At 40.9% G+C, this 23,730-nt stretch carries 11 protein-coding genes and 2 pseudogenes; 5 read left to right on the forward strand and 8 right to left on the reverse strand.

The genetic code is table 11. From position 1 onward, the window contains the following. Window positions 1-133 precede the first annotated feature (133 nt). Window positions 134-1,325, reverse strand: a pseudogene (locus AC6IZ0_RS19830) (glycosyltransferase family 4 protein). Between the two features lie 182 nt (window positions 1,326-1,507). On the opposite strand from AC6IZ0_RS19830, the gene AC6IZ0_RS19835 reads away from it, so the two are divergent. After that, complete coding sequence (locus AC6IZ0_RS19835) at window positions 1,508-1,966, forward strand: YbhB/YbcL family Raf kinase inhibitor-like protein (RefSeq protein ID WP_280801879.1); 459 nt, start codon at window positions 1,508-1,510, stop codon at window positions 1,964-1,966. Window positions 1,967-2,061: 95 nt separating this feature from the next. On the opposite strand, the gene lepA is transcribed toward AC6IZ0_RS19835, so the two are convergent. Continuing rightward, window positions 2,062-3,873, reverse strand: a complete 1,812-nt coding sequence (gene lepA, locus AC6IZ0_RS19840) for a translation elongation factor 4 (protein WP_497724542.1) — start codon at window positions 3,871-3,873, stop codon at window positions 2,062-2,064. A 409-nt stretch (window positions 3,874-4,282) separates the two neighbouring features. On the opposite strand from lepA, the pseudogene AC6IZ0_RS19845 reads away from it, so the two are divergent. Together AC6IZ0_RS19845 and AC6IZ0_RS19850 are read left to right on the forward strand one after the other, a co-directional pair. Further along, a pseudogene (locus AC6IZ0_RS19845) lies at window positions 4,283-4,518 on the forward strand (hypothetical protein). 178 nt (window positions 4,519-4,696) lie between these two features. Then, entirely contained in the window at window positions 4,697-6,442 is a 1,746-nt protein-coding gene (locus AC6IZ0_RS19850) for a sensor histidine kinase (RefSeq protein ID WP_497724544.1), read from the forward strand. Between the two features lie 625 nt (window positions 6,443-7,067). Here AC6IZ0_RS19850 and AC6IZ0_RS19855 read toward each other — a convergent pair. The 3 genes from AC6IZ0_RS19855 to AC6IZ0_RS19865 all read right to left on the reverse strand — a co-directional run bounded on the left by AC6IZ0_RS19855 (window position 7,068) and on the right by AC6IZ0_RS19865 (window position 15,145). Continuing rightward, window positions 7,068-8,450: a tetratricopeptide repeat protein gene (locus AC6IZ0_RS19855; RefSeq protein ID WP_497724545.1), complete on the reverse strand. Its 1,383-nt coding sequence runs from the start codon at window positions 8,448-8,450 to the stop codon at window positions 7,068-7,070. A 320-nt stretch (window positions 8,451-8,770) separates the two neighbouring features. After that, window positions 8,771-11,773, reverse strand: a complete 3,003-nt coding sequence (locus tag AC6IZ0_RS19860) for a type ISP restriction/modification enzyme (protein ID WP_497724547.1) — start codon at window positions 11,771-11,773, stop codon at window positions 8,771-8,773. A 363-nt stretch (window positions 11,774-12,136) separates the two neighbouring features. After that, entirely contained in the window at window positions 12,137-15,145 is a 3,009-nt protein-coding gene (locus AC6IZ0_RS19865) for a type ISP restriction/modification enzyme (protein WP_497724549.1), read from the reverse strand. 342 nt (window positions 15,146-15,487) lie between these two features. On the opposite strand from AC6IZ0_RS19865, the gene AC6IZ0_RS19870 reads away from it, so the two are divergent. Together AC6IZ0_RS19870 and AC6IZ0_RS19875 are read left to right on the forward strand one after the other, a co-directional pair. Continuing rightward, entirely contained in the window at window positions 15,488-15,718 is a 231-nt protein-coding gene (locus tag AC6IZ0_RS19870; RefSeq protein WP_271734137.1) for a NifU family protein, read from the forward strand. Window positions 15,719-15,793: 75 nt separating this feature from the next. Beyond that, window positions 15,794-18,028, forward strand: a complete 2,235-nt coding sequence (locus tag AC6IZ0_RS19875) for a glycoside hydrolase family 57 protein (protein WP_497724550.1) — start codon at window positions 15,794-15,796, stop codon at window positions 18,026-18,028. Between the two features lie 211 nt (window positions 18,029-18,239). On the opposite strand, the gene AC6IZ0_RS19880 is transcribed toward AC6IZ0_RS19875, so the two are convergent. The 3 genes from AC6IZ0_RS19880 to AC6IZ0_RS19890 form a co-directional block, all read right to left on the reverse strand. Further along, complete coding sequence (locus AC6IZ0_RS19880) at window positions 18,240-19,805, reverse strand: beta-barrel domain-containing protein (protein ID WP_271734370.1); 1,566 nt, start codon at window positions 19,803-19,805, stop codon at window positions 18,240-18,242. A gap of 48 nt (window positions 19,806-19,853) precedes the next feature. Next, on the reverse strand, window positions 19,854-22,868 hold the full coding sequence (locus AC6IZ0_RS19885) for a peptidase domain-containing ABC transporter (protein ID WP_497724552.1): 3,015 nt from the start codon (window positions 22,866-22,868) through the stop codon (window positions 19,854-19,856). An 85-nt stretch (window positions 22,869-22,953) separates the two neighbouring features. Beyond that, window positions 22,954-23,706, reverse strand: coding sequence for a peptidylprolyl isomerase (locus AC6IZ0_RS19890; protein WP_271734373.1), 753 nt, complete (start codon window positions 23,704-23,706; stop codon window positions 22,954-22,956). Window positions 23,707-23,730 lie beyond the last annotated feature (24 nt).

A 23,730-nucleotide genomic window follows, 5' to 3' on the forward strand; every position in this document is an offset into this window, starting at 1 on the left:
TGCTAACTCTCGCACCAAAAAGGGGGAAATTTCCAGCGTATAGGGGTTGTAATGTTTTTTTACGCGGTATAACCAGGGGTAATCTTTATTTCTCGGCGTTATTCTCGCATAATCACTGTGTAGATAGTTGGTTTTAAAGCCAGACAACTTGCGATCGCTCTTGGATGACGCGCTGATAAACTGTTTGTGTTTGCTGGGCTAATTTTGTCCAGTTAAACCGCTGGGCTAAATCCCTGTAAGCATTATCAATCAACCATTGGCGATAACCGGGATGTTCTAGAACCTCTAAAATTCCCCAAGCCAAAGAGTCGGGATTATTTACTTGGGTGACAATCCCTGTTTGCGTATGTTTGACTACTTCCGGAAACCCGCCAGTATCTGATACTACTACTGGCACGCGAGAAGCAAAACTTTCTAAGGCCACAATACCAAAGGGTTCATAAAGACTAGGAAAAACAGCACAATCGGCAATGGTTTGAAATTTATCCAAGTATTTATCAGAGAGAAAGCCGGTAAAATAACACTTATGCCAAATTCCCAACTCCCAGGTTTTGATGCTGGAGATGGTCGGTATTTCCCCCACCAATAATTACGAATTTAACGTTACCACCCATTGACCACAACACCTTGGGCGCAGCATTAAGTAATACAGACACACCCTTCTCGTATGTCATGCGACCCACATAATAAACAATTTTTTCATGGTCGGCGGCAAATTGGCGGCGAAACTCTTGGGGATGAAAGCTTTCGTCGTGTTGTTTCTTTTCTGGTCGAATACCGTTATAAATGATATCTATTTTGTCTGCAGGACTGTATAAGGCTTGTTGTACCTCTCGCCGCATATAGTCTGTACAGACAATAATTCGCCAAGCGTTATAGGCTAGTAAGTATTCTTTGTGATGAATATAACCTTGAATAGGCGTGTGAATACCGTTATGTCGCCCGTATTCAGTGGCGTGGATGGTAGCAATCAGGGGGATTTTAAAGTTATGCTTTAAAGCGATCGCCGCATCTCCTACCAACCAATCATGAGCGTGAATTAAATCAAACGGTCCTTCCTCCAGAATTATTTTTCCAGCGTGATCTCCCATACTTTGGTTAAGATTACCTACCCAGTGGAAAAAATCGCGACTTTGTGCAACTGGTACCCGATGCACCTGTATACCTTCAACCAGCTCATACATCGATGCTTGAGCAAACTCTGCGGTAATCAGGTAAATTTCATGTCCTAACTTTACCAGTTCTGGATATAACTCCGCCACATGGCGGGAAATTCCCCCCACTAACCTCGGTGGAAATTCCCAACTTAGCGCCAGTATCTTCATTTATGAAACTCTCCAATAGCCTAATTTATCTACAAAGACCAACATAGTAATTGTAGTGAGTATATTTACTAATTTTTGGATAGAGCCGATAAATCAAGATAACACAACCAGAGGAAGAGGAGAAAAGACTTTCTGATGTTTAGGATACTTTTAATTTCCACATTTCTTGACTTTGAGTGTAAATGAAACTGCTAAGTGACAGCTTTTGTGCAGATGGTATGATTCCCATGAAATTTTCTTGTGAAGGTCAAGGTATTTCTCCTTCACTTAAGTGGGAAGATGTCAGCATTCAAACCCGTAGCTTTGCCTTAATTGTGGATGACCCCGACGCTCCCAATCGCACATTTGTACATTGGGTTCTCTTTAACTTACCCCCCCAGACCCGGAACTTACCGGAGGGGATACCCACAGAACCCTTGCTAGCAGGGGGTGGGATCCAGGGTAAAAATGATACTGGACAATTGGGCTATACTCCCCCTTGTCCACCCAGTGGTACCCATCGTTATTTTTTTAAACTTTACGCTCTAGATGCGCCTTTAGGGCTAGATTTTGGCATCACCAAAGCAGAATTAGAAGCAGCGATGGCAAATCATATTTTGGCAACAGCCCAATTGATTGGACGTTATCAAAAGCAACATTAAAATACTGTATTAATAACTAAGTAAAAAAACTAGAGACGTTCTCACAGAACGTCTCTACACAGCTTTTAATTGTGGAGCATATCCCAGAGTTTTCTTTAGCCCTGGTCTAAACGCAACACAGCCATAAAAGCCTCTTGGGGTACATCCACAGTTCCCACAGATTTCATCCGTTTTTTACCCTTTGCTTGCTTCTGTAAAAGTTTCTTCTTGCGGCTAATGTCGCCACCATAGCACTTAGCTAACACATCTTTGCGTAAAGCGGGGATGTGTTCACTGGCTATGACTTTACTACCGATCGCAGCTTGAATTGGCACTTTAAATTGATGGCGGGGAATCAGTTCTTTGAGTTTTTCCGCCATTGACCGCCCCACACCATAGGCTTTATCTCGGTGTACAATCATCGCTAGGGAATCAACGGGGTCGCCGTTAATCATAATATCTAGCTTGACTAAGGGATTTTCCCGGTAGCCGATGAGATGATATTCCATACTGGCATAACCCCGCGATCGCGACTTCATTTGATCAAAAAAGTCAGTGACCACCTCCGCCAAAGGTAACTCGTATGTCAGGGTAGTACGTCCTTCGGCCAGATATTTCATATCCTTGAAAATACCCCGGCGATTTTGGGAGAGTTCCATCAAGGTGCCGACGTAGCCTTCTGGCGTAATCATTTCTACTTGAACGTATGGCTCCTCTATTTTTTCCCGGTCGTTGGGAGCCGGTAAATGGCTGGGATTATCTATATACAGTTCTTCACCTTTGTTAGTGACTACACGGTAAACAACTGAAGGGGCTGTAATAATTAAATCCAGGTTATACTCCCGTTCTAAACGTTCCTGGACAATTTCCATGTGCAGTAACCCCAAAAACCCACAACGGAAGCCAAAACCCATGGCGCTAGAAGTTTCCGGTTCATATTGCAGAGCTGCATCATTGAGTCCCAGCTTTTCTAAAGCCTCCCGCAGGTCTTCAAACTGGTCGGCATCAATAGGGAACATCCCACAAAATACCATGGGTTTGGCTTCTGTGTAACCTGGTAATGCGGCTGGGGCTTTAGCTTTAGATAGGGTAACTGTGTCCCCCACTCGCGCATCAGCTACAGCTTTAATGGCGGCGGCAAAATAGCCTACTTCCCCAGCGTGGAGTTCTTCAACTTGCTTTTCATTGGGAGACAGTACACCTAACTCGTCAACGACATATTCTTTACCTGATGCCATCAAGTAAATGCGATCGCCCTTTTTAATGCTCCCATCCATCACCCGGAAATAAACAATTACCCCCCGGTAGCTATCGTAATAACTATCAAAAATCAATGCTCGTAAGGGTGCGTCTGTAGTGTCTTTTGCCGGTGGTATGCGCTCTACTACCGCTGCCAAAATTTCATTAATGCCGATTCCTTCTTTCGCCGAAGCCAGAATCGCACCACTACAATCTAAACCGATAATTTCTTCAATTTCGCCAATTACCCGCTCCGGTTCTGCTCCTGGTAAATCAATTTTGTTTAAAACCGGAATAATTTCTAAGTCATGTTCTAGAGCCAGATAGAGATTAGCCAAAGTTTGCGCCTCCACACCTTGAGACGCATCCACCACTAACAGCGCCCCTTCACAGGCTACAAGGCTCCGGGACACCTCATAAGAAAAATCCACATGACCCGGAGTATCAATTAAATTCAGGACATATTCCTGACCATCCTTAGCCTTGTAGTTCATCCGGGCAGCTTGCAGCTTAATGGTAATGCCGCGCTCCCGTTCAAGATCCATGTTGTCCAGGAACTGTTCCTTCATTTGGCGCTCATCCACAGTCCCAGTAGCTTGTAACAAGCGATCGGCGAGGGTAGATTTCCCGTGGTCAATGTGAGCAATAATACAAAAATTGCGAATGCGATCTGCGGGAACGTCAGTCATATACTATCTTTGCTGAAGCAGCAATCAAGGTTAAACAAGAAATTTACTTCATATATTTTAATCCTTTCTTAGCCAAGACGCTGTTGCCGGAGAGTGAAGAATATATATTAAAGTCTATTTAACCTGATGGGATTGACGAACCAGTACCCTACAATAAATATATATTCAGTAAATCATCTAGAAATCGTGGGGGGTTACACTAGCTAACTGCCTATAACTACTGATTTACACAGCACAAATTCTGGAGTTGTTGTTTAGGGAGTTGATCACATTTACCATTCAAAAGCAAATGCTGTTAATCTGGCGTTATTTTCGGTAACTATCTCACTATAAATGCAAATTGCTCCAATGGTAGATCATCAGCCCTCGACAAAGCTTGAGAGGTAAAAATCTCTGAGTATATAAACCTATGAATATGAAAGAGAAACCTACCGAAGGTGAGCATCAACGCACCAAGAAGGTAGAAGTCGCCGTCCACTTGGACTCGGAGTTAGTAGAACAAATTCAGCACTTAACCAATGACCCCAGTAAAGTCATTGAGGTAGCCATTCGTCAATGGTTGCGGGGTGAGGCCTCCAGGGATGATGAACTCACACGCAACCATCGGCGCGTACCCGTCCCCCCCGGGGTGAGTGGAATGACTGAAAATAAACAAGGTGTAAATAAAACATGAAGAAAACGTAAAGTTTGTCACTATTGGTGCAAAAAAGGCCAAAATACCCAATGTAAGGATGCCAAAGCTGTAATAATTTACCCCCAATTGTTTCACCAGGGGCTTGGGCAAAACTGCTTTGAGGTGCCATTTGTCTATCCAACTCGATTAATGACTTTTACTGCTAACTCCCAATTGCCGGATTTATTTCCCCAGAATCTGGAAGGTTCCCCTAATCACACTGATGGCTGTATGCCAACTCTAAGTTCAGAGTTGGTATACACTCAAGATGGGACAGGACGCTACGTAACATTTTACTGTCAGCATAGCGAACTGTTGGGCTTAAACCCTAAGCAAATAGTTAATCAAAGTCATGAGGACAAGGTTTTTGTCCCAGTAGATAATGGCGCTTATTTGGAACGCTTACACCGGATTTTAAATACTTTGGTGCCGGAAAAGTTCCAATGCTGGTTTAGCTGCTGTCAAAAATTACTCGAGTTCGAGTTGGTAATTTCCCCTATGATCCCACCCTTGGGAACTGCTGCTACCACAGTTTTAGTCATGGGAAGATTCTTACAAGTGGCTGGGAGGAAATCACCCGCTGAAGATTTAGCTGTAAATGTAGTGGGTCATCAAGTCCGCACACAACCATACCATAAGCTGGTAAATAAAATTACCAGAAATATCCGGCGGACATTGGATTTAGATGTGATTTGGCAACAAACAGTTGACAGTTTAGGCAAAACCCTAGGGCTAGAGCGTTGCATTATCTGTCCTTACCACCCCTCTAGTTCTAGAGTCCAGGTCATAGCCGAGTATCACCACCCAGAGCGAGCTTCGATGCTCGGACGGGAAATAGATGTAACTTCTGAGCCAGCTTTTGCCAAGGCCTTGGCCACCCTAAAACCTGTTGTCATGGAGATGTCCCGGTATAATCTGTCTTACCCGGACAAAATCTTAGTGGTGGCTACTTGCTATCAAGACCAAGCTAATGGACTAATTGCCATCACTATTAAAGATGAATTTCACCCCTTGACAGATGCAGAACTAGAATTAGCCAAAGAGTTTGCTGATCAGTTGGGAACCGCGATCGCCCATGCTACCCTATATAAAGAACTAGAAGCAGCCCGTCAAAAAGCCGAAGCAGCCTCCCGCCTCAAAAGCGAATTTCTCGCTAACGTTTCCCATGAAATCCGTACCCCCCTCAACGGTATGATTGGCTTTTTAAAGCTGATTTTGGAAGGCATGGCAGATGATCCTCAAGAACAACATCAGTTTATTTGTGAGGCTCATTATTTATCAATACATCTACTCCATATTATCAATGATATCTTAGATATAGCCAAAATTGAAGCCGGCAAAATGGAGCTTGCTTGCTCTGCGGTCAAACTCAATGATCTATTTCAAGATGTAGAAAATTTTGTGCGCCCCCAAGCAGAGTCAAGAAACTTGAGTTTCCAAATGCAGATGCTCCCTACTTCTGATGAGATTATTGTCCATGGTAATTACCAAAGGTTACTACAGGTCATGCTCAACTTGGTGAATAATGCCATCAAATTCACCCAAGAAGGGAGTATTAACGTCAGTGCTGATTTAGTCTTGAAAAAGGCGAAATTTCAAAATCAGGAATTTCCCGGAATGGTCAGGGTAAAAGTAGCTGATACAGGTATCGGTGTTTCCCTGGATAAACAAGATAAACTCTTTCAATTATTCTCCCAGGTAGATGGTTCACGTACTCGCCAGTACGGGGGTACAGGTTTGGGACTAGTCATATCCCAGAAACTCATAGAAGCCATGGGTGGCGAGGTACATTTTTACAGTCTGGGGGAAGGACTAGGTTCAACAGTCACATTTACAGTACCTCTCTATCAACAACCTGTTTTAGTTGCTGCTGATGTTAACATCTCCCCTTTCTGAAAAGATTATAAATCATGTGGTATCCAGCATCCAGCATCCAGGGGTTCAAAACCCCTGTCTAATAGCAGAAGTCGGATAAATCCGACTATATTTGGGCATAATTGTTAAGGTCGTTGAGAATATCCAGGGGTTGAAAACCCGGACTTCTAGCTAAGTTATCTTAGAGGATGTTTGATAAGTTTTATCAGGTGATTTTTTTTAGACACTTCTTGATCCCCCCTAACCCCCCTTCTCAAGGGGGGAACTAGAGTCAAAGTCCCCCTTCTCAAGGGGGGAACTAGAGTCAAAGTCCCCCTTCTCAAGGGGGATTTAGGGGGATCTAAAAATATTAGATACACCATGAGGGACTTTTCAAACATCCTCTTAGATTATCTGTGACCATTTGAGAAGTCGGCGATCTTAACCACCCCACAGATCCCCGACTTTTACCTAAAGATAATCAAATACATGAGATTCTAGTCAGATTTATCTGACTTTAGCTTTGAGACGGGGGTTTCTAACCCCAGCTCCCTGGGTGGCGATCTGCTTGCAGCAGCGCTTCGCTATCGCCCCACAGATACCGGACTGCTGAAACTAAATTATACTAGATTATCTGTGATCATGTGAGAAGTCGTCGATCTTGCAGCTACAGTGAGTTTAAAAGCCTAATTGCTCGTTTATAATCAGCGGTACGACCTTGAGTGAGGAATAATTCCGCTGCTCTTTGGAAGTTTTCCCTAGCTTTGTTGATGTCTCCTAGATTACGGTAAACAAGACCGCGATTACCGTAAGCATCAGCATCATTAGGATTAATCCCAATAGCTTGGTTGAAATCAGCCAATGCTAAATCCCATTTTTGCTGGTCAGCGTAAACAACACCGCGATTGTAGTAAGCTTGAGCATAATTAGGATTAATCCCAATAGCTTGGGTGTAATCAGCCACAGCTAAATCCCATTTTTGCAGGTTATCGTAAACAACACCGCGATTGATGTAAGCACCAGCATCATTAGGATTAATCCCAACAGCTTGGTTGAAATCAGCCAATGCTAAATCCCATTTTTGCTGGTCAGCGTAAACAACACCGCGATTGATGTAAGCACCAGCATCATTAGGATTAATCCCAACAGCTTGGGTGTAATCAGCCAATGCTAAATCCCATTTTTGCAGGTTAAGGTAAACATTACCGCGATTGATGTAAGCACCAGCATCATTAGGATTAATCGCAACAGCTTGGGTGAAATCAGCCACAGCTAAATCCCATTTTTGCAGGTTAACGTAAACAAGACCGCGATTGTTATAAGCTAGAGCATCATTAGGATTAATCGCAATATATCGGGTAAAGTCAGCCACAGCTAAATCCCATTTTTGCAGGTTAACGTAAACAAGACCGCGATTGTTATAAGCTAGAGCATCATTAGGATTAATCGCAATAGCTTGGTTGAAATCAGCCACAGCTAAATCCCATTTTTGCTGGTTAAGGTAAACATTACCGCGATTGTTGTAAGCTTCAGCATAATTAGAATTAATCGCAATAGCTTGGTTAAAATCAGCCACAGCTAAATCCCATTTTTGCTGGTCAGCGTAAACAACACCGCGATTGATGTAAGCTTCAGCATAATTAGGATTAATCGCAATAGCTTGGGTGTAATCAGCCACAGCTAAATCCCATTTTTGCTGGTTAACGTAAACATTACCTCGATTGTAGTAAAAAGCAGCATCATTAGGATTAGACTGATTTTGACTGTAAAATTCTGGGAATCCTTGACTGACTACCGGGGAGTTTTTTGCAGATGTCCATAGAGTTTTGGGTAAAGACTCAGATTTACCAGCAATGATTCTTTGGTATTTTTCTGTTTGTTCAGGTGTTAACCCCACAGTGGTAATGTTCTCCACACAACCGGGATAGGGAATTGAGGAACACATCAACCTGTGTGGATTGGTTTTAGTTTGACTCCAAGTGGGGGTAGAACTGAGGATCAATGTTATTGTTGTTAAGGCGACGGCGCTGGTTAATGCTGGTAGGTGCATAGGTTTTAACCTTTTATGGGTGGGGGGATAATTTCAGCAGTTACGGAAAATACATCAGCATCTGACTCAAGTGTATTTTATATTATTTGTCTATTTTTTGGTTAAATTATTACAGATAAGGGAAATATCTTTGAATTTCCGCAAACAATCCTACTCTGTTAAAGGGTTTGACCCCCCCACCGCAGGGATTGGGAGTTAGAAAGGAAAGCAAACAAACACAAGATTATACAACAGCGATCGCCCCACAGATCCCCCACAGATCCCCGACTTCTAGCTAAGTTATCCTAGACTATCTGTGATGATCTAAGAAGTCGGGGATCTTAACCACCCGACATCTGATTAACAATATTCATAGTTTCCACACTGACTCTACACACCCGCATCAACAAATCTATCACCTGTTCCTTATAGTCTGCAAACCGGTAAGTATTAAACTTTTCCGCAATAGTCGGGTCTTTGGGTTTCTTCTCCTTATATTGATCTAAAATCCACTCCAAAGCGCAACGATTGCCTAACATATATTCCCATGCTATACTGGGTATACCTTGTAATGTGGTTACATCATCTAAGATAATACTTCCCTTGGTTTTATCAGCCTTTAACTTCGCCTTGGGTGTGGTTTGGTTATCCTTTAAAGGAATATCAACCCGACTGAGTTTGTAGGGTGTGACAGTTTCATAATTAATATGTAAATCCATGAGTTGTTTACCCCAGTCCACCCATTGGGTAAAGTTATCATATAAAGGTAAGCGGGGAAAGTCTCGTTTTAGGTTGAGTTCGTATTTTTGGCGGTACTCTGGGTTATGTAGCACCCCATAGGTGTAGTGGAAGATATCTATTTTAGTAATTGTTGTGTCTTGGTAATGGGTGTGAATTTGTTCTAGTCCCCAGTCGGTGATGTTATCTATGCGCTTTCCCTCTTGGTCGTATCTGTACAGGGGGAGACATTGGGAATCACCTGTTAGGTGTAAATCAATTAGTACATTTGAACTAAGACAGTGAAAATATTTACTTGAACCAATACCTGAAAAAGCTATAACCTTATTCTCACCATTTAAATTTTGTGAAAACATCTCATAGTGATTTTGAGTCAGTCTATCATTAAATATTTTTTCTGTGTAATGATATAGCTTAAAATATGGTCTATATAAAGATAATTTCACTAGCTCTCGATTAAAAATAACTTTTATACCATTATTGAAATAACTTGTTAATGAAGAACTCCATTTAATATAATTATCTATAGTTTTTGAAGCAACACAAGAGTTGTACACTTGAATCATGTTTTTCATTTTCTTGATTAAATCTGATTGATTCAAATCATAAACCCATTCGTCTCTGTTAGTAGCAACACCTAATGAAAACAACTTAAATACAGCTTCTTGTCCTTTACCTGCTTTTACACCCTTATCAACCACAGGTAAAAGACTATCAAAATCATTATCAGTTTGATTTATCCAGTTATACTTTTTATCCGGTGTAATATGTTCAAAAGGGATTTGATTAAACTTGGTATTAGATAAAAATCCTAACTTCTCACCTGCTCTTTCAAACTCAGGACGACGAATATAAAATATTTGACATCTATTAAAATCAGTATCCGTTTTTTTCACCATCAACATAATAGCTACACCAGTTTGAATCCCAAAAACATTATGTGTAGTTCCTGAAAGTTTGGGATTTTTCCTGACATCCCCATGTAAATCTATAACGTAAATGTAATTAAAATCATCACTGACCGACTTTCTAAACCCATCAAATGCACGTCCATCTAGAAAAGAGGAATTACTGATAAAAGCAATAATCCCATTATTACCCAACCTATCAGAAGCCCATCTAATAAACCGGGTATACATATCATAAGCTTTTGTCTTCTGAGCAGTGCTGTGTTTAACGTAACTCGTCTGAATTAACTTATCTATTGCTGGATAATCTCTATTTTTATTGTTATCATTTTCATTTTGTTGATTAGCATTATAAGGAGGATTGCCAATAATCACTGAAATAGTTCTATCATTCTGTCTTTTAATCCTCGCTGTATTCTCAACAGTCATCGCAAACAAATCCATCTGCTTACCCACAAACAGGGTATTATCTAAAGTATCCACAAAACAGATATTTTCAAACTCCTCATACACCCCCATCTTCTGCTTATAGGTGTACTCAATATTCAAATTCGCAATATAATAAGGTAAAATCGCCACCTCATTACAGTGGATCTCATGCTTATACTTGTATTCCAAGGAATGAGCAGGTAAATAATCAATCAACTCAGTCACAAAAGTACCCGTACCCGTCGCAGGGTCTAAAATCTCCACATCCCGATCAGCTAACAACTTACCAAAATGTTTATGTACTAAAAAGTCCGTGCTTTCAATCATAAACCGGACAATCTCGTTAGGAGTATAGACAATTCCCAACCTATCCGCTGCTTTGGGGTTATAGGTTTTATAAAAGTTCTCATACAAAGACTTCAGAAACCTTTGTTTTTCTTGATGATTAGCAATATTAGCCGCTGTGCGCCGAATTACGGCATAATATCTTTCAATACTCCCTAAAGCGTTACGCTTCACACTTCCAGTAAAGAAGGTTGCAATTACCCCTTGTAACTCCCGTGCGACATTGTTTTCTGTGTGAAACTGAGATTCGTTAAAAATATTGAGAAAAATATCCTCTGTGAGGATGTGCTGAATCATCATTTCGCGAATATCAATTAAACTGATTTCTGGGTTAATGGACTCTTGACAGATTGACCAAAACTTATTCCTTGCTGTTTGAAAATTACTGTTAGTTTCCCCTTGACTATCAATCAAATCTCTGAGATAATCTAAGATAGTGGGTAAATCTTGCCTAAAACTATCTATAGCTGACCGAAAATCTCTAACTTCCGGTCTGACATAATTAATAAAGTTGGTAATTAGTGTGTCTAGAGCTTCAGCATCTTTCATCGATACCCGCTGGGTTTCTGTGGCGTTTTGAATTAAAACCGCAGTTTGGGAGTCTTCAAAGAGGATGTTACTACTAGGATAACCTTTATTTAACTTTTTGTCTATTTCTTCGTCTAAGTTATCATATTGGTCTTTACTTTCCCAGTAACCCCAATCTAATCGCAAGGCATCTTTAACGGTGCCATCGGGGTAAACTAGTTTACCATTAGGTAATTTAAAATCCAACTCTGGAATTAGTAGAAAGTCCCTAGGTTTGCAATATTCATTTAAGAGGTTTTGAAAAGCCACGCGAATAGAAGTTTCTTTGCGGGAACCGCCAAACTGAATAATTTTGGCTACTTCTGCTTGGTACTGGCTAATCAAAAGTCTGGACATGGGGAAACTAGGGGATATACAAGGGCAGAAATTTAAATATAAAGGATAGCTGTTAGTGATTTAGCAGACAGTTTATTAAAATTTATACAAGTGTAAATAACTTTAAGTTAGAATAACTGTAAGTTTGTCATCTACCCTAGGGTAGAGATAAAACCCCCCATGTGATCTATCATCTATTCGTTTATATCCAATATCTGTTGTTAAACGCAAAGGGCGCAAAGTTTGGCGCAAAGGTACGCAAAGGTTTATTGGCGGTCTAGACTATGATCACATACATGATTTTTTAGTCAGATTTATCTGACTTTAGCTATTAGACGGGGGTTTCTAACCCCCGGTTACTCTGGGTGGCGATCGCCTGTCTCCCTAGTTATCAGACATCTGATTAACAATATTCATAGTTTCCACACTCACCCTACACACCCGCATCAACAAATCTATCACCTGTTCCTTATAGTCTGCAAACCGGTAAGTATTAAACTTTTCCGCAATAGTCGGGTCTTTGGGTTTCTTCTCCTTATATTGATCTAAAATCCATTCCAAAGCGCAACGATTGCCCAGCATATATTCCCATGCTATACTAGGTATACCTTGTAATGTGGTCACATCATCTAAGATGATAATCCCTTTGGTTTTATCAGCTTTTAACTTTGGCTTGGGTGTGGTTTGGTTACCCTTTAAGGGAATATCAACCCGACTGAGTTTGTAGGGTGTGACGGTTTCATAATTAATATGTAAATCCATGAGTTGTTTTCCCCAGTCCACCCATTGGGGAAAGTTATCATATAAAGGTAACCGGGGAAAGTCTCGTTTTAAATTGAGTTCGTATTTTTGGCGGTACTCTGGGTTATGTAGCACTCCATAGGTGTAGTGGAAGATATCTATTTTAGTAATTGTTGTGTCTTGGTAATGGGTTTGAATTTGTTCTAGTCCCCAGTCGGTGATGTTATCTATGCGGTTTCCTTTTTGGTCGTATCTGTACAGGGGGAGACATTGGGAATCACCTGTTAGGTGTAAATCAATTATTGTATTACTAGCTAAACAATGAAAGGATTTTGTATTTCCTAATGCAGAATAGGCAATATATTTATTGTCAAGGTTATTTATAGAATAAATATTTAGCCATTGCAACATCATGGCATTTAAATGTTTATCAAAATATAGGTAATTTTTGGTAAATGGACGATATAAACTATTTACGATTTGATTAGAATGAAATGTTTTTTTAATTTTGTTATTTAAAAATTTAATTAATTCTCTGTCCCATTTAATTTTTTCTTTAGCATTAAAGTTTTGATCTTTTAAAGTTTCTTGATAAACCGATATAAAGAAATCCATTTTATTTTTAAGATTTTGATAAGATAAATCATAAACCCATTCATCTTTTTTAGTTTTTAATCCTGTTGTAAACAACTTAAATACAGCTTCTTGTCCCTTACCTGCTTTCACACCCTTATCAACCACAGGTAAAAGACTATCAAAATCATTATCAGTTTGATTTATCCAGTTACCGTTACTATCTGGTTTAAAATGAGTAAAGCCTAAATCTTTAAACTTCTGAGAACTAAAATATTTTTTCTTATCCTCTGCATTTGTATAATCTTCAATCGCATCATAATAAACCTTAAACCCTTGAGCGTGTTCATTCCTGATTAAAAAATAAACAGCTATCCCTACCCTAATTTCATCACTAAAAACATTACCGCCCTCTTTACGTCTTCTTTCTCCACTGGTGCGCGCATTACCTTTAGTGTCAATTACATAAATCTCATTAAATTCTTTCGCTACAACTTTTCTAAACCCGTCATAAGCAATAGAATCAATAAAAGAACTGTTAGAAACAAAGGCAATAATCCCATTATTACCTAATCTATCAGAAGCCCATCTAATAAACCGGGTATACATATCATACAGGACAATATTATTTTGAGCTTGACTATATTTAACGTAACTCGCTTTAATTAACCTATCTATTGCCTCATAACCCCGATTAGCATTATCATCATTAAAATTCTCCTGTTTTGCATTATAAGGAGGATTGCCAATAATCACTGAAATAGTTCTATCATTCTGTCTTTTAATCCTCGCTGTATTCTCCACAGTCATCGCAAACAAATCCATCTGCTTACCCACAAACAGCGTATTATCTAAAGTATCCACAAAACAGATATTTTCAAACTCCTCATATACCCCCATCTTCTGCTTATAGGTGTACTCAATATTCAAATTCGCAATATAATAAGGTAAAATCGCCACCTCATTACAGTGGATCTCATGCTTATACTTGTACTCTAAGCAATGAACAGGTAAATAATCAATCAACTCAGTCACAAAGGTTCCCGTACCCGTCGCTGGGTCTAAAATCTCTACATCCCGATCAGCTAACAACTTTCCAAAATGTTTATGTACTAAAAAGTCGGTGCTTTCAATCATAAACCGGACAATCTCGTTAGGAGTATAGACAATTCCTAACCTATCCGCTGCTTTGGGGTTATAAGCTTTATAAAAGTTCTCATACAAAGACTTTAGAAACCTTTGTTTTTCTTGATGATTAGCAATATTAGCCGCTGTGCGCCGAATTACGGCATAATACCTTTCAATACTCCCTAAAGCATTACGTTTGACACTTCCAGTAAAGAAGGTAGCAATTACCCCTTGTAACTCCCGTGCGACATTGTTTTCTGTGTGAAACTGAGATTCGTTAAAAATATTGAGAAAAATATCCTCTGTGAGGATGTGCTGAATCATCATTTCGCGAATATCAATTAAACTGATTTCTGGGTTAATGGACTCTTGACAGATTGACCAAAACTTATTCCTTGCTGTTTGAAAATTACTGTTAGTTTCCCCTTGACTATCAATCAAATCTCTGAGATAATCTAAGATAGTGGGTAAATCTTGCCTAAAACTATCTATAGCTGACCGAAAATCTCTAACTTCCGGTCTGACATAATTAATAAAGTTGGTAATTAGTGTGTCTAGAGCTTCAGCATCTTTCATCGATACCCGCTGGGTTTCTGTGGCGTTTTGAATTAAAACCGCAGTTTGGGAGTCTTCAAAGAGGATGTTACTACTAGGATAACCTTTATTTAACTTTTTGTCTATTTCTTCGTCTAAGTTATCATATTGGTCTTTACTTTCCCAGTAACCCCAATCTAATCGCAAGGCATCTTTAACGGTGCCATCGGGGTAAACTAGTTTACCATTAGGTAATTTAAAATCCAACTCTGGAATTAGTAGAAAGTCCCTAGGTTTGCAATATTCATTTAAGAGGTTTTGAAAAGCCACGCGAATAGAAGTTTCTTTGCGGGAACCGCCAAACTGAATAATTTTGGCTACTTCTGCTTGGTACTGGCTAATCAAAAGTCTGGACATGGGGAAACTAGGGGATATACAAGGGCAGAAATTTAAATATAAAGGATAGCTGTTAGTGATTTAGCAGACAGTTTATTAAAATTTATACAAGTGTAAATAACTTTAAGTTAGAATAGCTGTAAGTTTGTCATCTACCCTAGGGTAGAGATATAGATCCGGGGCTGGTTTTGCTGTAGGTGAGAAGATTTTGCCTTTAAGTTTCACACTTTGGTAAGATACCAAGAGACGATCATGAAGCTTGATTGGGTAGCTCCGTCAAATCTCTAATCTAAGGTAAATTATATCTAAAATTAAGTGATTCAAGTTTGAAGATCACAATTTTCCTAACAACAGAGGTATCAAATGGAACTGACAATTGAAAACGTCGAAACAGTTTTAGATGAAATGCGCCCTTACCTCATGTCTGATGGGGGTAACGTGGAACTGGTAGAACTGGAAGGACCAATTGTGAAACTGAGATTACAAGGTGCTTGTGGTTCTTGTCCCAGTTCCGCCATGACCTTGAGAATGGGTATTGAACGTCGCCTTAAGGAAATGATTCCGGAAATCGCAGAAATTGAGCAAGTAGTTTAGTGTCTGGGGTGATGGGGATGGGTATTTCCTTGTCCCCATTACCCAGACCCCATTCTGTATATACCATAATTCACTATGTCTCATCCATTACACATCGCTTTTATTTGGCATCAACACCAGCCGCTGTACAAGTCCCCTAACAGCGGCGTTTCCCTTTCTACCAGTCAGCATTATCGCTTACCTTGGGTGCGATTGCATGGCACTAAAGATTATTTAGATTTAATATTAATTCTGGAAAAATATCCGAAATTACACCAGACAGTAAATTTAGTGCCGTCATTAATTTTACAACTGGAAGATTACATTGCTGGCACTGCTTTTGACCCCTATCTCACGGCGAGTTTAACCCCAGATGCACAGATAACTGACCAACAACGGGAATTTATTATCCAACACTTTTTTGATGCTAACCATCATACCTTGATTGACCCCCATCCCCGTTATGCCGAGTTGTATTACCAAAGACAGGAAAAAGGGCAAGATTGGTGTTTAGCTAATTGGCAGTTAGCAGATTACGGCGATTTACTGGCTTGGCATAATCTGGCGTGGATTGATCCCCTGTTTTGGGATGACCCGGAAATTGCCGCTTGGTTAAAACAAGGACGTGATTTTACTTTAAGCGATCGCCAGCGCATATATACCAAACAGAGAGAAATTCTCAGCCGGATTATCCCCCAACACCGGAAAATGCAAGCATCCGGACAGCTAGAAGTCACCACCACCCCCTACACTCACCCCATTTTACCCTTACTAGCTGATACCAACTCAGGGCGAGTAGCAGTACCCGAAATGAGACTACCTCACCAGCGGTTTAACTGGCCCCACGACATTAAGCGCCACTTACAAAAGGCTTGGGACCTATACACAGACCGTTTTGGGCAAGAACCACGGGGTTTATGGCCTTCAGAACAATCAGTCAGCCCGGAAATTTTGCCATATATTATTAAACAAGGCTTTAAGTGGATTTGCTCAGATGAAGCAGTTTTAGGGTGGTCGCTGAAACACTTTTTTCACCGGGATGCAGCCGGAAACGTCCAGGAGCCAGAACTATTATACAGACCCTATCGCTTGGCAACTCCCGCCGGTGATGTAGCAATTGTGTTTCGTGACCACAGACTATCAGATTTAATTGGCTTTACCTACAGTTCCATCCCCCCCAAACAGGCCGTAGCCGACCTAGTGGGACACCTGCAAGCGATCGCGAAAATGCAAAGAGAAAGCCACAGCGAAGAACCTTGGCTAGTCACCATTGCCTTAGACGGAGAAAACTGCTGGGAATTTTACCCCCAAGACGGTAAACCCTTCCTAGAAGCATTGTATCAAACCCTCAGCAACGAACCCCATCTTAAACTCGTCACCGTCTCAGAATTTCTCGAACAATTTCCCGCCACTACCACTATTCCCGCCGAACAGCTACATAGTGGTTCTTGGGTAGATGGTAGCTTTACCACCTGGATTGGTGACCCTGTAAAAAATCGTGCCTGGGACTACCTAACCCACGCCAGAGAAACCCTCGCCCAACATCCCGAAACCACCGAAGAAAACAACCCAGAAGCATGGGAAGCCTTATACGCCGCCGAGGGTTCCGATTGGTTCTGGTGGTTTGGCGAAGGACATTCTTCAAATCAAGATGCCATCTTCGACCAATTATTTCGGGAACACCTATTAGGAATTTACACAGCCTTAAATGAACCAGCACCCTCTTATCTCCAGAAACCTCTAGAGATTCACGCAGCCCGAACCGACCATAAGCCACAAGGGTTTATTCATCCGGTCATTGATGGTAAAGGTGATGAACAGGACTGGGACAAAGCCGGACGCATAGAAATCGGCGGGGCGCGGGGAACCATGCACAATAGCAGCGTCATTCAGAGACTCTGGTATGGCGTAGATCACCTAAATTTCTATGTGCGGGTGGACTTTAAAAATGGCGTTATCCCCGGACGAGATTTACCTCAAGAGTTGAATTTGTTGTGGTTCTATCCCCATAGAACAATGCACAATAGCCCCATCATCATGGCAGATATACCAGATATCCCCCCCCTTAACTACCTGTACCACCACCATCTAGAAATTAACTTACTCACCGAATCAATTCAGTTTCACGAAGCTGGAGAACACCATCAATGGTATCCCCGTTTTAGCCGCGCCCAAGTCGCCTTCAAGAATTGCTTAGAAATTGCCGTACCGTGGGCTGATTTGCAAATTTCCCCAGATTATCCCGTGCGTCTGATTTTACTACTGGCTGATGAAGGGTGTTTCCGCGACTATTTGCCAGAAAACGGTTTGATTCCCATTGAAGTCCCATAAATCTCAACTTTCCCTAAGAGGATGTTTGATAAGTTTTCCACAAGTAACTTTTATCTTAGGGAACACACCCAACACACCCAAAACAATCAAATCCAGTCCCCTCCCCTTACAAGGGGAGGGTTAGGGAGGGGTCAAATAATATTCGATACACTAATCATGACTTGACAAACATCCTCTTAGGGAACACACCCAACACACCCAACACACATGATTAACGTACCTCTTTCAAACTATCAAATTGTTTATTAAACATTTCAGTAAATAGATTCATGACTGTACGGTCTTCACGAACCCTAATATTAGCGGAGATTGACATACCCGACTGCAAGGATATCTTTCTACCATGAGCATCTAAATATTGTTTATCTAAACTAATTGTAGCGGGGAATCTATAAAATTGATATATTTCGTCTGGTGGTAATGCATCAGAGCCTATACTAATAACTTGTCCTTTAATGTCCCCAAACTGACTGAAAGGAAATGACTCAATTCTCACATCAGTCTTCATTCCTTCCCGGACGAAACCAATATCTCTATTGGTGATAAATACCTCAGCCAGAAAGTTATCATCAGGCACAATTTGCAGCAAGGTTTGACTAGCATTTGCTACAAAACCAGGGGTTTTTGCTTGTAAGTCAAAAATTGTTCCCCCCACAGGAGCGCGAAGTTCTTGATATTCAAAATTTAACTTAACTTGAGAAAGTCTACTATTTACATCTGCCAATCTTTGTTCATTACTTAGCAAAATTCTCATGAATTGGCTATCGATTTCGGCAATACGTTTTTTATTATCAGCTATTTTTTCTAAAACACTTTTACCGGATGCAGCTACAGTATTTTTGAGTTGTTCCTGTCCTTGCTCAATGGTAAACTGTAGACGTTGTAACTCCTGCTCTAATTGGTCTATTTCAGCGGTGAGACGTTGTACCTGTTGTTGCTGATTGAGATACTGTAGCTGAGAGATACCACCTTCTTCTGCTAATATTTTAATTTTATCTAAAATCTGTTGCTGGATAGCCAAGCTAGATTCAGTATCACTCTTTCTCACTCGTATTTGAGCCATTTCTTTTCTCGTTTTCTCTACTTCCAACTGTGCTGCGGCCGAGCGAGAATCAAATTCCTTTTGAGCAAATTGTAAACGTTGCTGTTCATCAACTCCTAAACCTGCGACTGTATTCAAGTTACTCAATTCAGCACGTAACAACTCATTTTCATTAACTAACGCAGTCCTACTTTTTAACAGAAATTCGGCATTTGCTGGTAACTTAGCCCGGATAAACTCCAATTCTGATGCCGTTGTATAACTATTTGCCATTAAGCGACGATAAATTTCGTTTTCCTCAATTAAGGCTTGGCGAACGTTATTTAATGAATCTAATTCAGCAACAGTAGCCACAGTTTCAAAAGTTAGCAGCAAGTCTCCAGGGTTGACTTTTTCCCCATCTTTGACATGAACCGATTTTACCACCCCATTCACAGGGGCTTGCACTTCTTTGATACTCCCCTCCGGCTTGAGTTGACCTGTAGCAGGGACTACTTGCTCAATCTTGGCGAAATAAGCCCAAGTAATTCCAAAACAAGCTAACAATATCAACGACAGCATAATTGTGCGTGACAAAATTGGCGACTGGCGCAACAAAACTGCTTGATCAAAATTAACATAGTTAGGATTTGCTACAGGCCGACTAGGAACTTTTACCGGAGATGTAAGTACCTCTGAGTCGGGATTTAATCCGGTTTTTTTCTTACCGTTACCATTGCCATTAAGTTGAATCATGATAGTATTATTTTTGTGATTTTATTGGGTATCAAGTTCTCAATGCAGTTAAGAATTAATTTCTTGTTGTTGGTAAAGATGAAAATAATTACCTTTAGCAGCCATTAATTCTTGATGGCTTCCCTGTTCTATAACCCTGCCATTATCCATGACGACAATCATATCTGCATGGCTGACAGTATTCAGCCGGTGGGTGATAAAGAATACCGTATTATCTTTGTATGCTCGAGCTAAATTTAGACAAACTTGTCGCTCTGTGGGATAGTCCAGAGCGCTGGTGGCTTCGTCTAAAACTAATAGTTTTGGTCGTTGTAAAATAGAACGAGCGATCGCAATTCTTTGTCGTTGTCCCCCCGAAAGTCCAGCACCGCGCTCCCCTACCCTTGTGTTGTAGCCGTTGGGTAAGGACATAATAAAATCGTGAGCCGCCGCAATGCGAGCAGCCTCAATGATTTCGTCGGTGGTAGAATCAGGATTCGTCAGGGAAATATTTTCCAAGACCGTACCATCAAATAAGAGTGTTTCTTGGGGAACTACACCCACCTGTCGCCGCAGAGAATACAGTTCCACTTTAGAAATATCGTAACCATCAACCAAGATTCTGCCAGACTCCACCTCATATAGTCTCAGCAGTAACTTCATCATGGTACTTTTACCAGAACCACTCTGCCCAACAATACCAATAAATTTACCCGATGGAATATCAAGGCTGACATTAGAAAGTTGTAGCAGTCGGCTGGTTTGAAACCGGAAGGAAACATTGTCAAAGGTCACATTTCCTGATATTTCAGGTAAGGGAATATTTTGGCGGTCTGCTTCGGCTTCTTCTGGTGTATCGACAATATCGCTTAAACGTTCTAGAGATAAAGCAGTTTCTTGGAAGCTTTGCCAGAGTTGCGCTAAACGTAATATGGGGCTAGTTACGTAACCTGATATAATTCTAAAGGCGATTAACTCACCTAAAGTTAGTTGTCCTTGGAGTACTAAATAAGAACCCATCCACAAGACTAGCAAGCTACTAAGTTTATTCAGAAAACTACTAGTAGAATTAGCCAGGGTGGAAGTGATCACGGTTTTAAACCCGGCGGTCACATACCGAGCATAACGTTCTTGCCAGGAAAAACGCGATTGCAATTCAATATTTTGCGCTTTTACCGTTTGAATACCCGACATTACCTCAACTAAATAGGATTGAGTGTGGGCGTTGCGTTCAGCCTTGGTACGTAACTGTTTGCTAATGGTGGGGGAAGCAATTAAGGTGAGGATCACAAATATAGGAACTGTCCCCAAACCTACTAAGGTGAGCTGCCAACTATAAAACAGCATCACGATAATATAAATTATCGAAAATACCGCATCTAATACTACCGTTAAAGCAGTACCAGTGAGAAACTGACGAATATTTTCTAATTCATTGATGCGGGTGGCTAGTTCACCTACAGGTCGGCGTTCAAAATAACGCAGGGGTAACCGCAGCAAGTGATCGATAATTTGCGACCCCAAACTCATATCAATGCGGTTGGTCGTATCGACAAATAGATAAGTTCTTAATGTAGTCAGTAAGGCTTCAAACACACCCACCACTAAGAGCAAAATCCCTAAAACATTTAGGGTACCAATGCTATTTTGAACTATAACTTTATCGATAATTAACTGAATGACCAGGGGGTTAGCTAGCTGGGCTAGTTGGACAAAAAACGAAGCAATAAAAACCTCTATGAGAACTCGCCGATGCTTGGAAAGATAAGGAATAAACCATTGGATACCAAAGCGCTCTTGCGGTGTTTCTTTGGTAGTAGCTACCAATAAAACTCTCACCTGGGGAGGTAAGTTGTTTTCATCAACGCTTAATTTGGCTACAAATTCGGCGGTTTTGCTGCGGACAATTCCTTGGGAGGGAACACCTACAACAATACTATTAGGTCCTGTTTCATATAAAACAGCATAACTGCCATCATACTGAATTATGGCTGGTGTAGGAATACGCTCAATTGCCGCAACGGGTAGGTCTACTAACTGGGACTTGAGTCCGACTAATTCTCCTACATAAGCACAAGCTGGAAAGGATATACTACCTTGGCGTTTGATTTGCTCATTTAAGATGCGACGAAGCACCTCCCGGCGAAAGGGCATTTTTAGGTGTTTCGAGAGCATTTGTAAGCAAGCAAGAACTGTATCTAATTCCCCCTTACCTCGAAAAAATGGGTAATTTTGACGTTTTTGTTGACCTTTCTGTTGTGGGGATGGTTGAGACTGGCTAATTTGTTCTCCAGGTATGTTGCGAATATCTAAGTCAACGGTGACGATTCCTTTAGTATGCTCATGGTTATCAACTCTCACTTCATGAGTCTCTAAATGAGTATCTAAAAACGATAAATCCGCCGGCGAAAACCCAATTAACCGTGCAGGAATTTTTCCTTTGACTTCAATGGAGTCACTCACTTCTAAGCGAGATCCAGGGGGAGAGTTGGTGACTGTCCCACCGCCACTGACAAACCAGATTTTTTCTCTATCCAGTTGGTGGTGGCGATTTTTACCGGGACTAAGGTAATTTATTTGGACATTTGCTAAGGCTTGCTCAGTAATTTCTCGCAGGTTGGGAACTGTCCTGGCTTGCTGTTTGATCTGCGGACTCAAAACATCAAAAACTTCTGCCAAATGGCTTTTGTTTAACCGGACATTGGCAAATTCTGGGTAAGCACCAAGAAGCTGTAAGTAGTCCGCCGCACTCACGCTTAAACAGATGACTTCAGTAGATGCGATCGCTGTTTCACAGGCTACTTCTCGTAACAAGCTGATTTCCCCCAGAATTGACCCTGGTTGCAGCAATTTCAGGGTAGTGGGGATTTGGGTTTGCGGATCGTATCCTAATAAGCGTATTTGTCCCTCAAACAGAATTGTCACTTGTTCGGGGAGTTTCTCTTGGCTAATAATTTTCCGCCCCGTACGTTGGCGCCAAACTTGTAGTTTTTCCGATAGCCCAGCAATTACTGCAGTTGGTAATTGCTCAAAGCCTTCCAGACTAGCAATAAATTCTTGAAAGGTACTCTTAGTATAAGTCATTCTTATAATAGCTGGTGACGTTGATTGATAATTTCCTGGTAGTTGAATAGTTATAACTATGTCTTACCAATATGGCAAGTAGTTTTTAAGTGTTTGAATGATTATGATCGGCAATTTTAGCCTTTAACCAAGCTTGAAAACGTTCATTCAACAGCCTTTGTCGTACTGTGGGGTCTAACTGAGATGGCAGTAATTTTTCTAAGCGCACAATGACTATCCAGTTCTCTAATTGAGTAGGAGGTAATAGCTGTTGTGGTTGGGTACTAGCCAATATTTTCGCTAAGATAGGATGGATGGATTGTAACTCTACAGGCCCGACTAAGCCATTGGTCTGTGCTTCTGGTCCTTGAGAATATTCTCGTGCCAACTCGCCAAAAGTTTGTTCTCCTGCTTGAATGCGGAAGTAGATTTCCTGAGCCACACCAATATCATTAGTCCGGATTAGGGAATAAATCACCCGATCTAATTGAGATTTGCGTTGGAAAAAATAAGCATCTAAATCCCCTCCCCAGGTAATTTGTTTAAATTTTTCCAGTTTGAATTGGCGAATGGCTATGGCCCTAAATTTCTCATCACTCAAATTATTTTGTTCTAGCCAACTCTGACGTAGTTCCTCAGAAGTGAGTTGATATTGAAGGGCCAATTGTTCCCCAGCACTTTTCTCTTCTTCTGGCGTACAGTCAATGTCGGCTATGGCCTGGTCAATCACCATTTCTTTGATTAAAGCTGGTAGCAATTGGTATTCTTCGAGCAATTGCAAAATTTCTGCTGTGGAAAAATTACTGAGGTCACTGGTAGTTTGTTGCCACAGGTTTTCCGATTGTATAACTGCTGTCATATCACTTTATAAACAATAGTCTTC

The organism is Anabaenopsis sp. NIES-4685 (genome assembly GCF_059725405.1).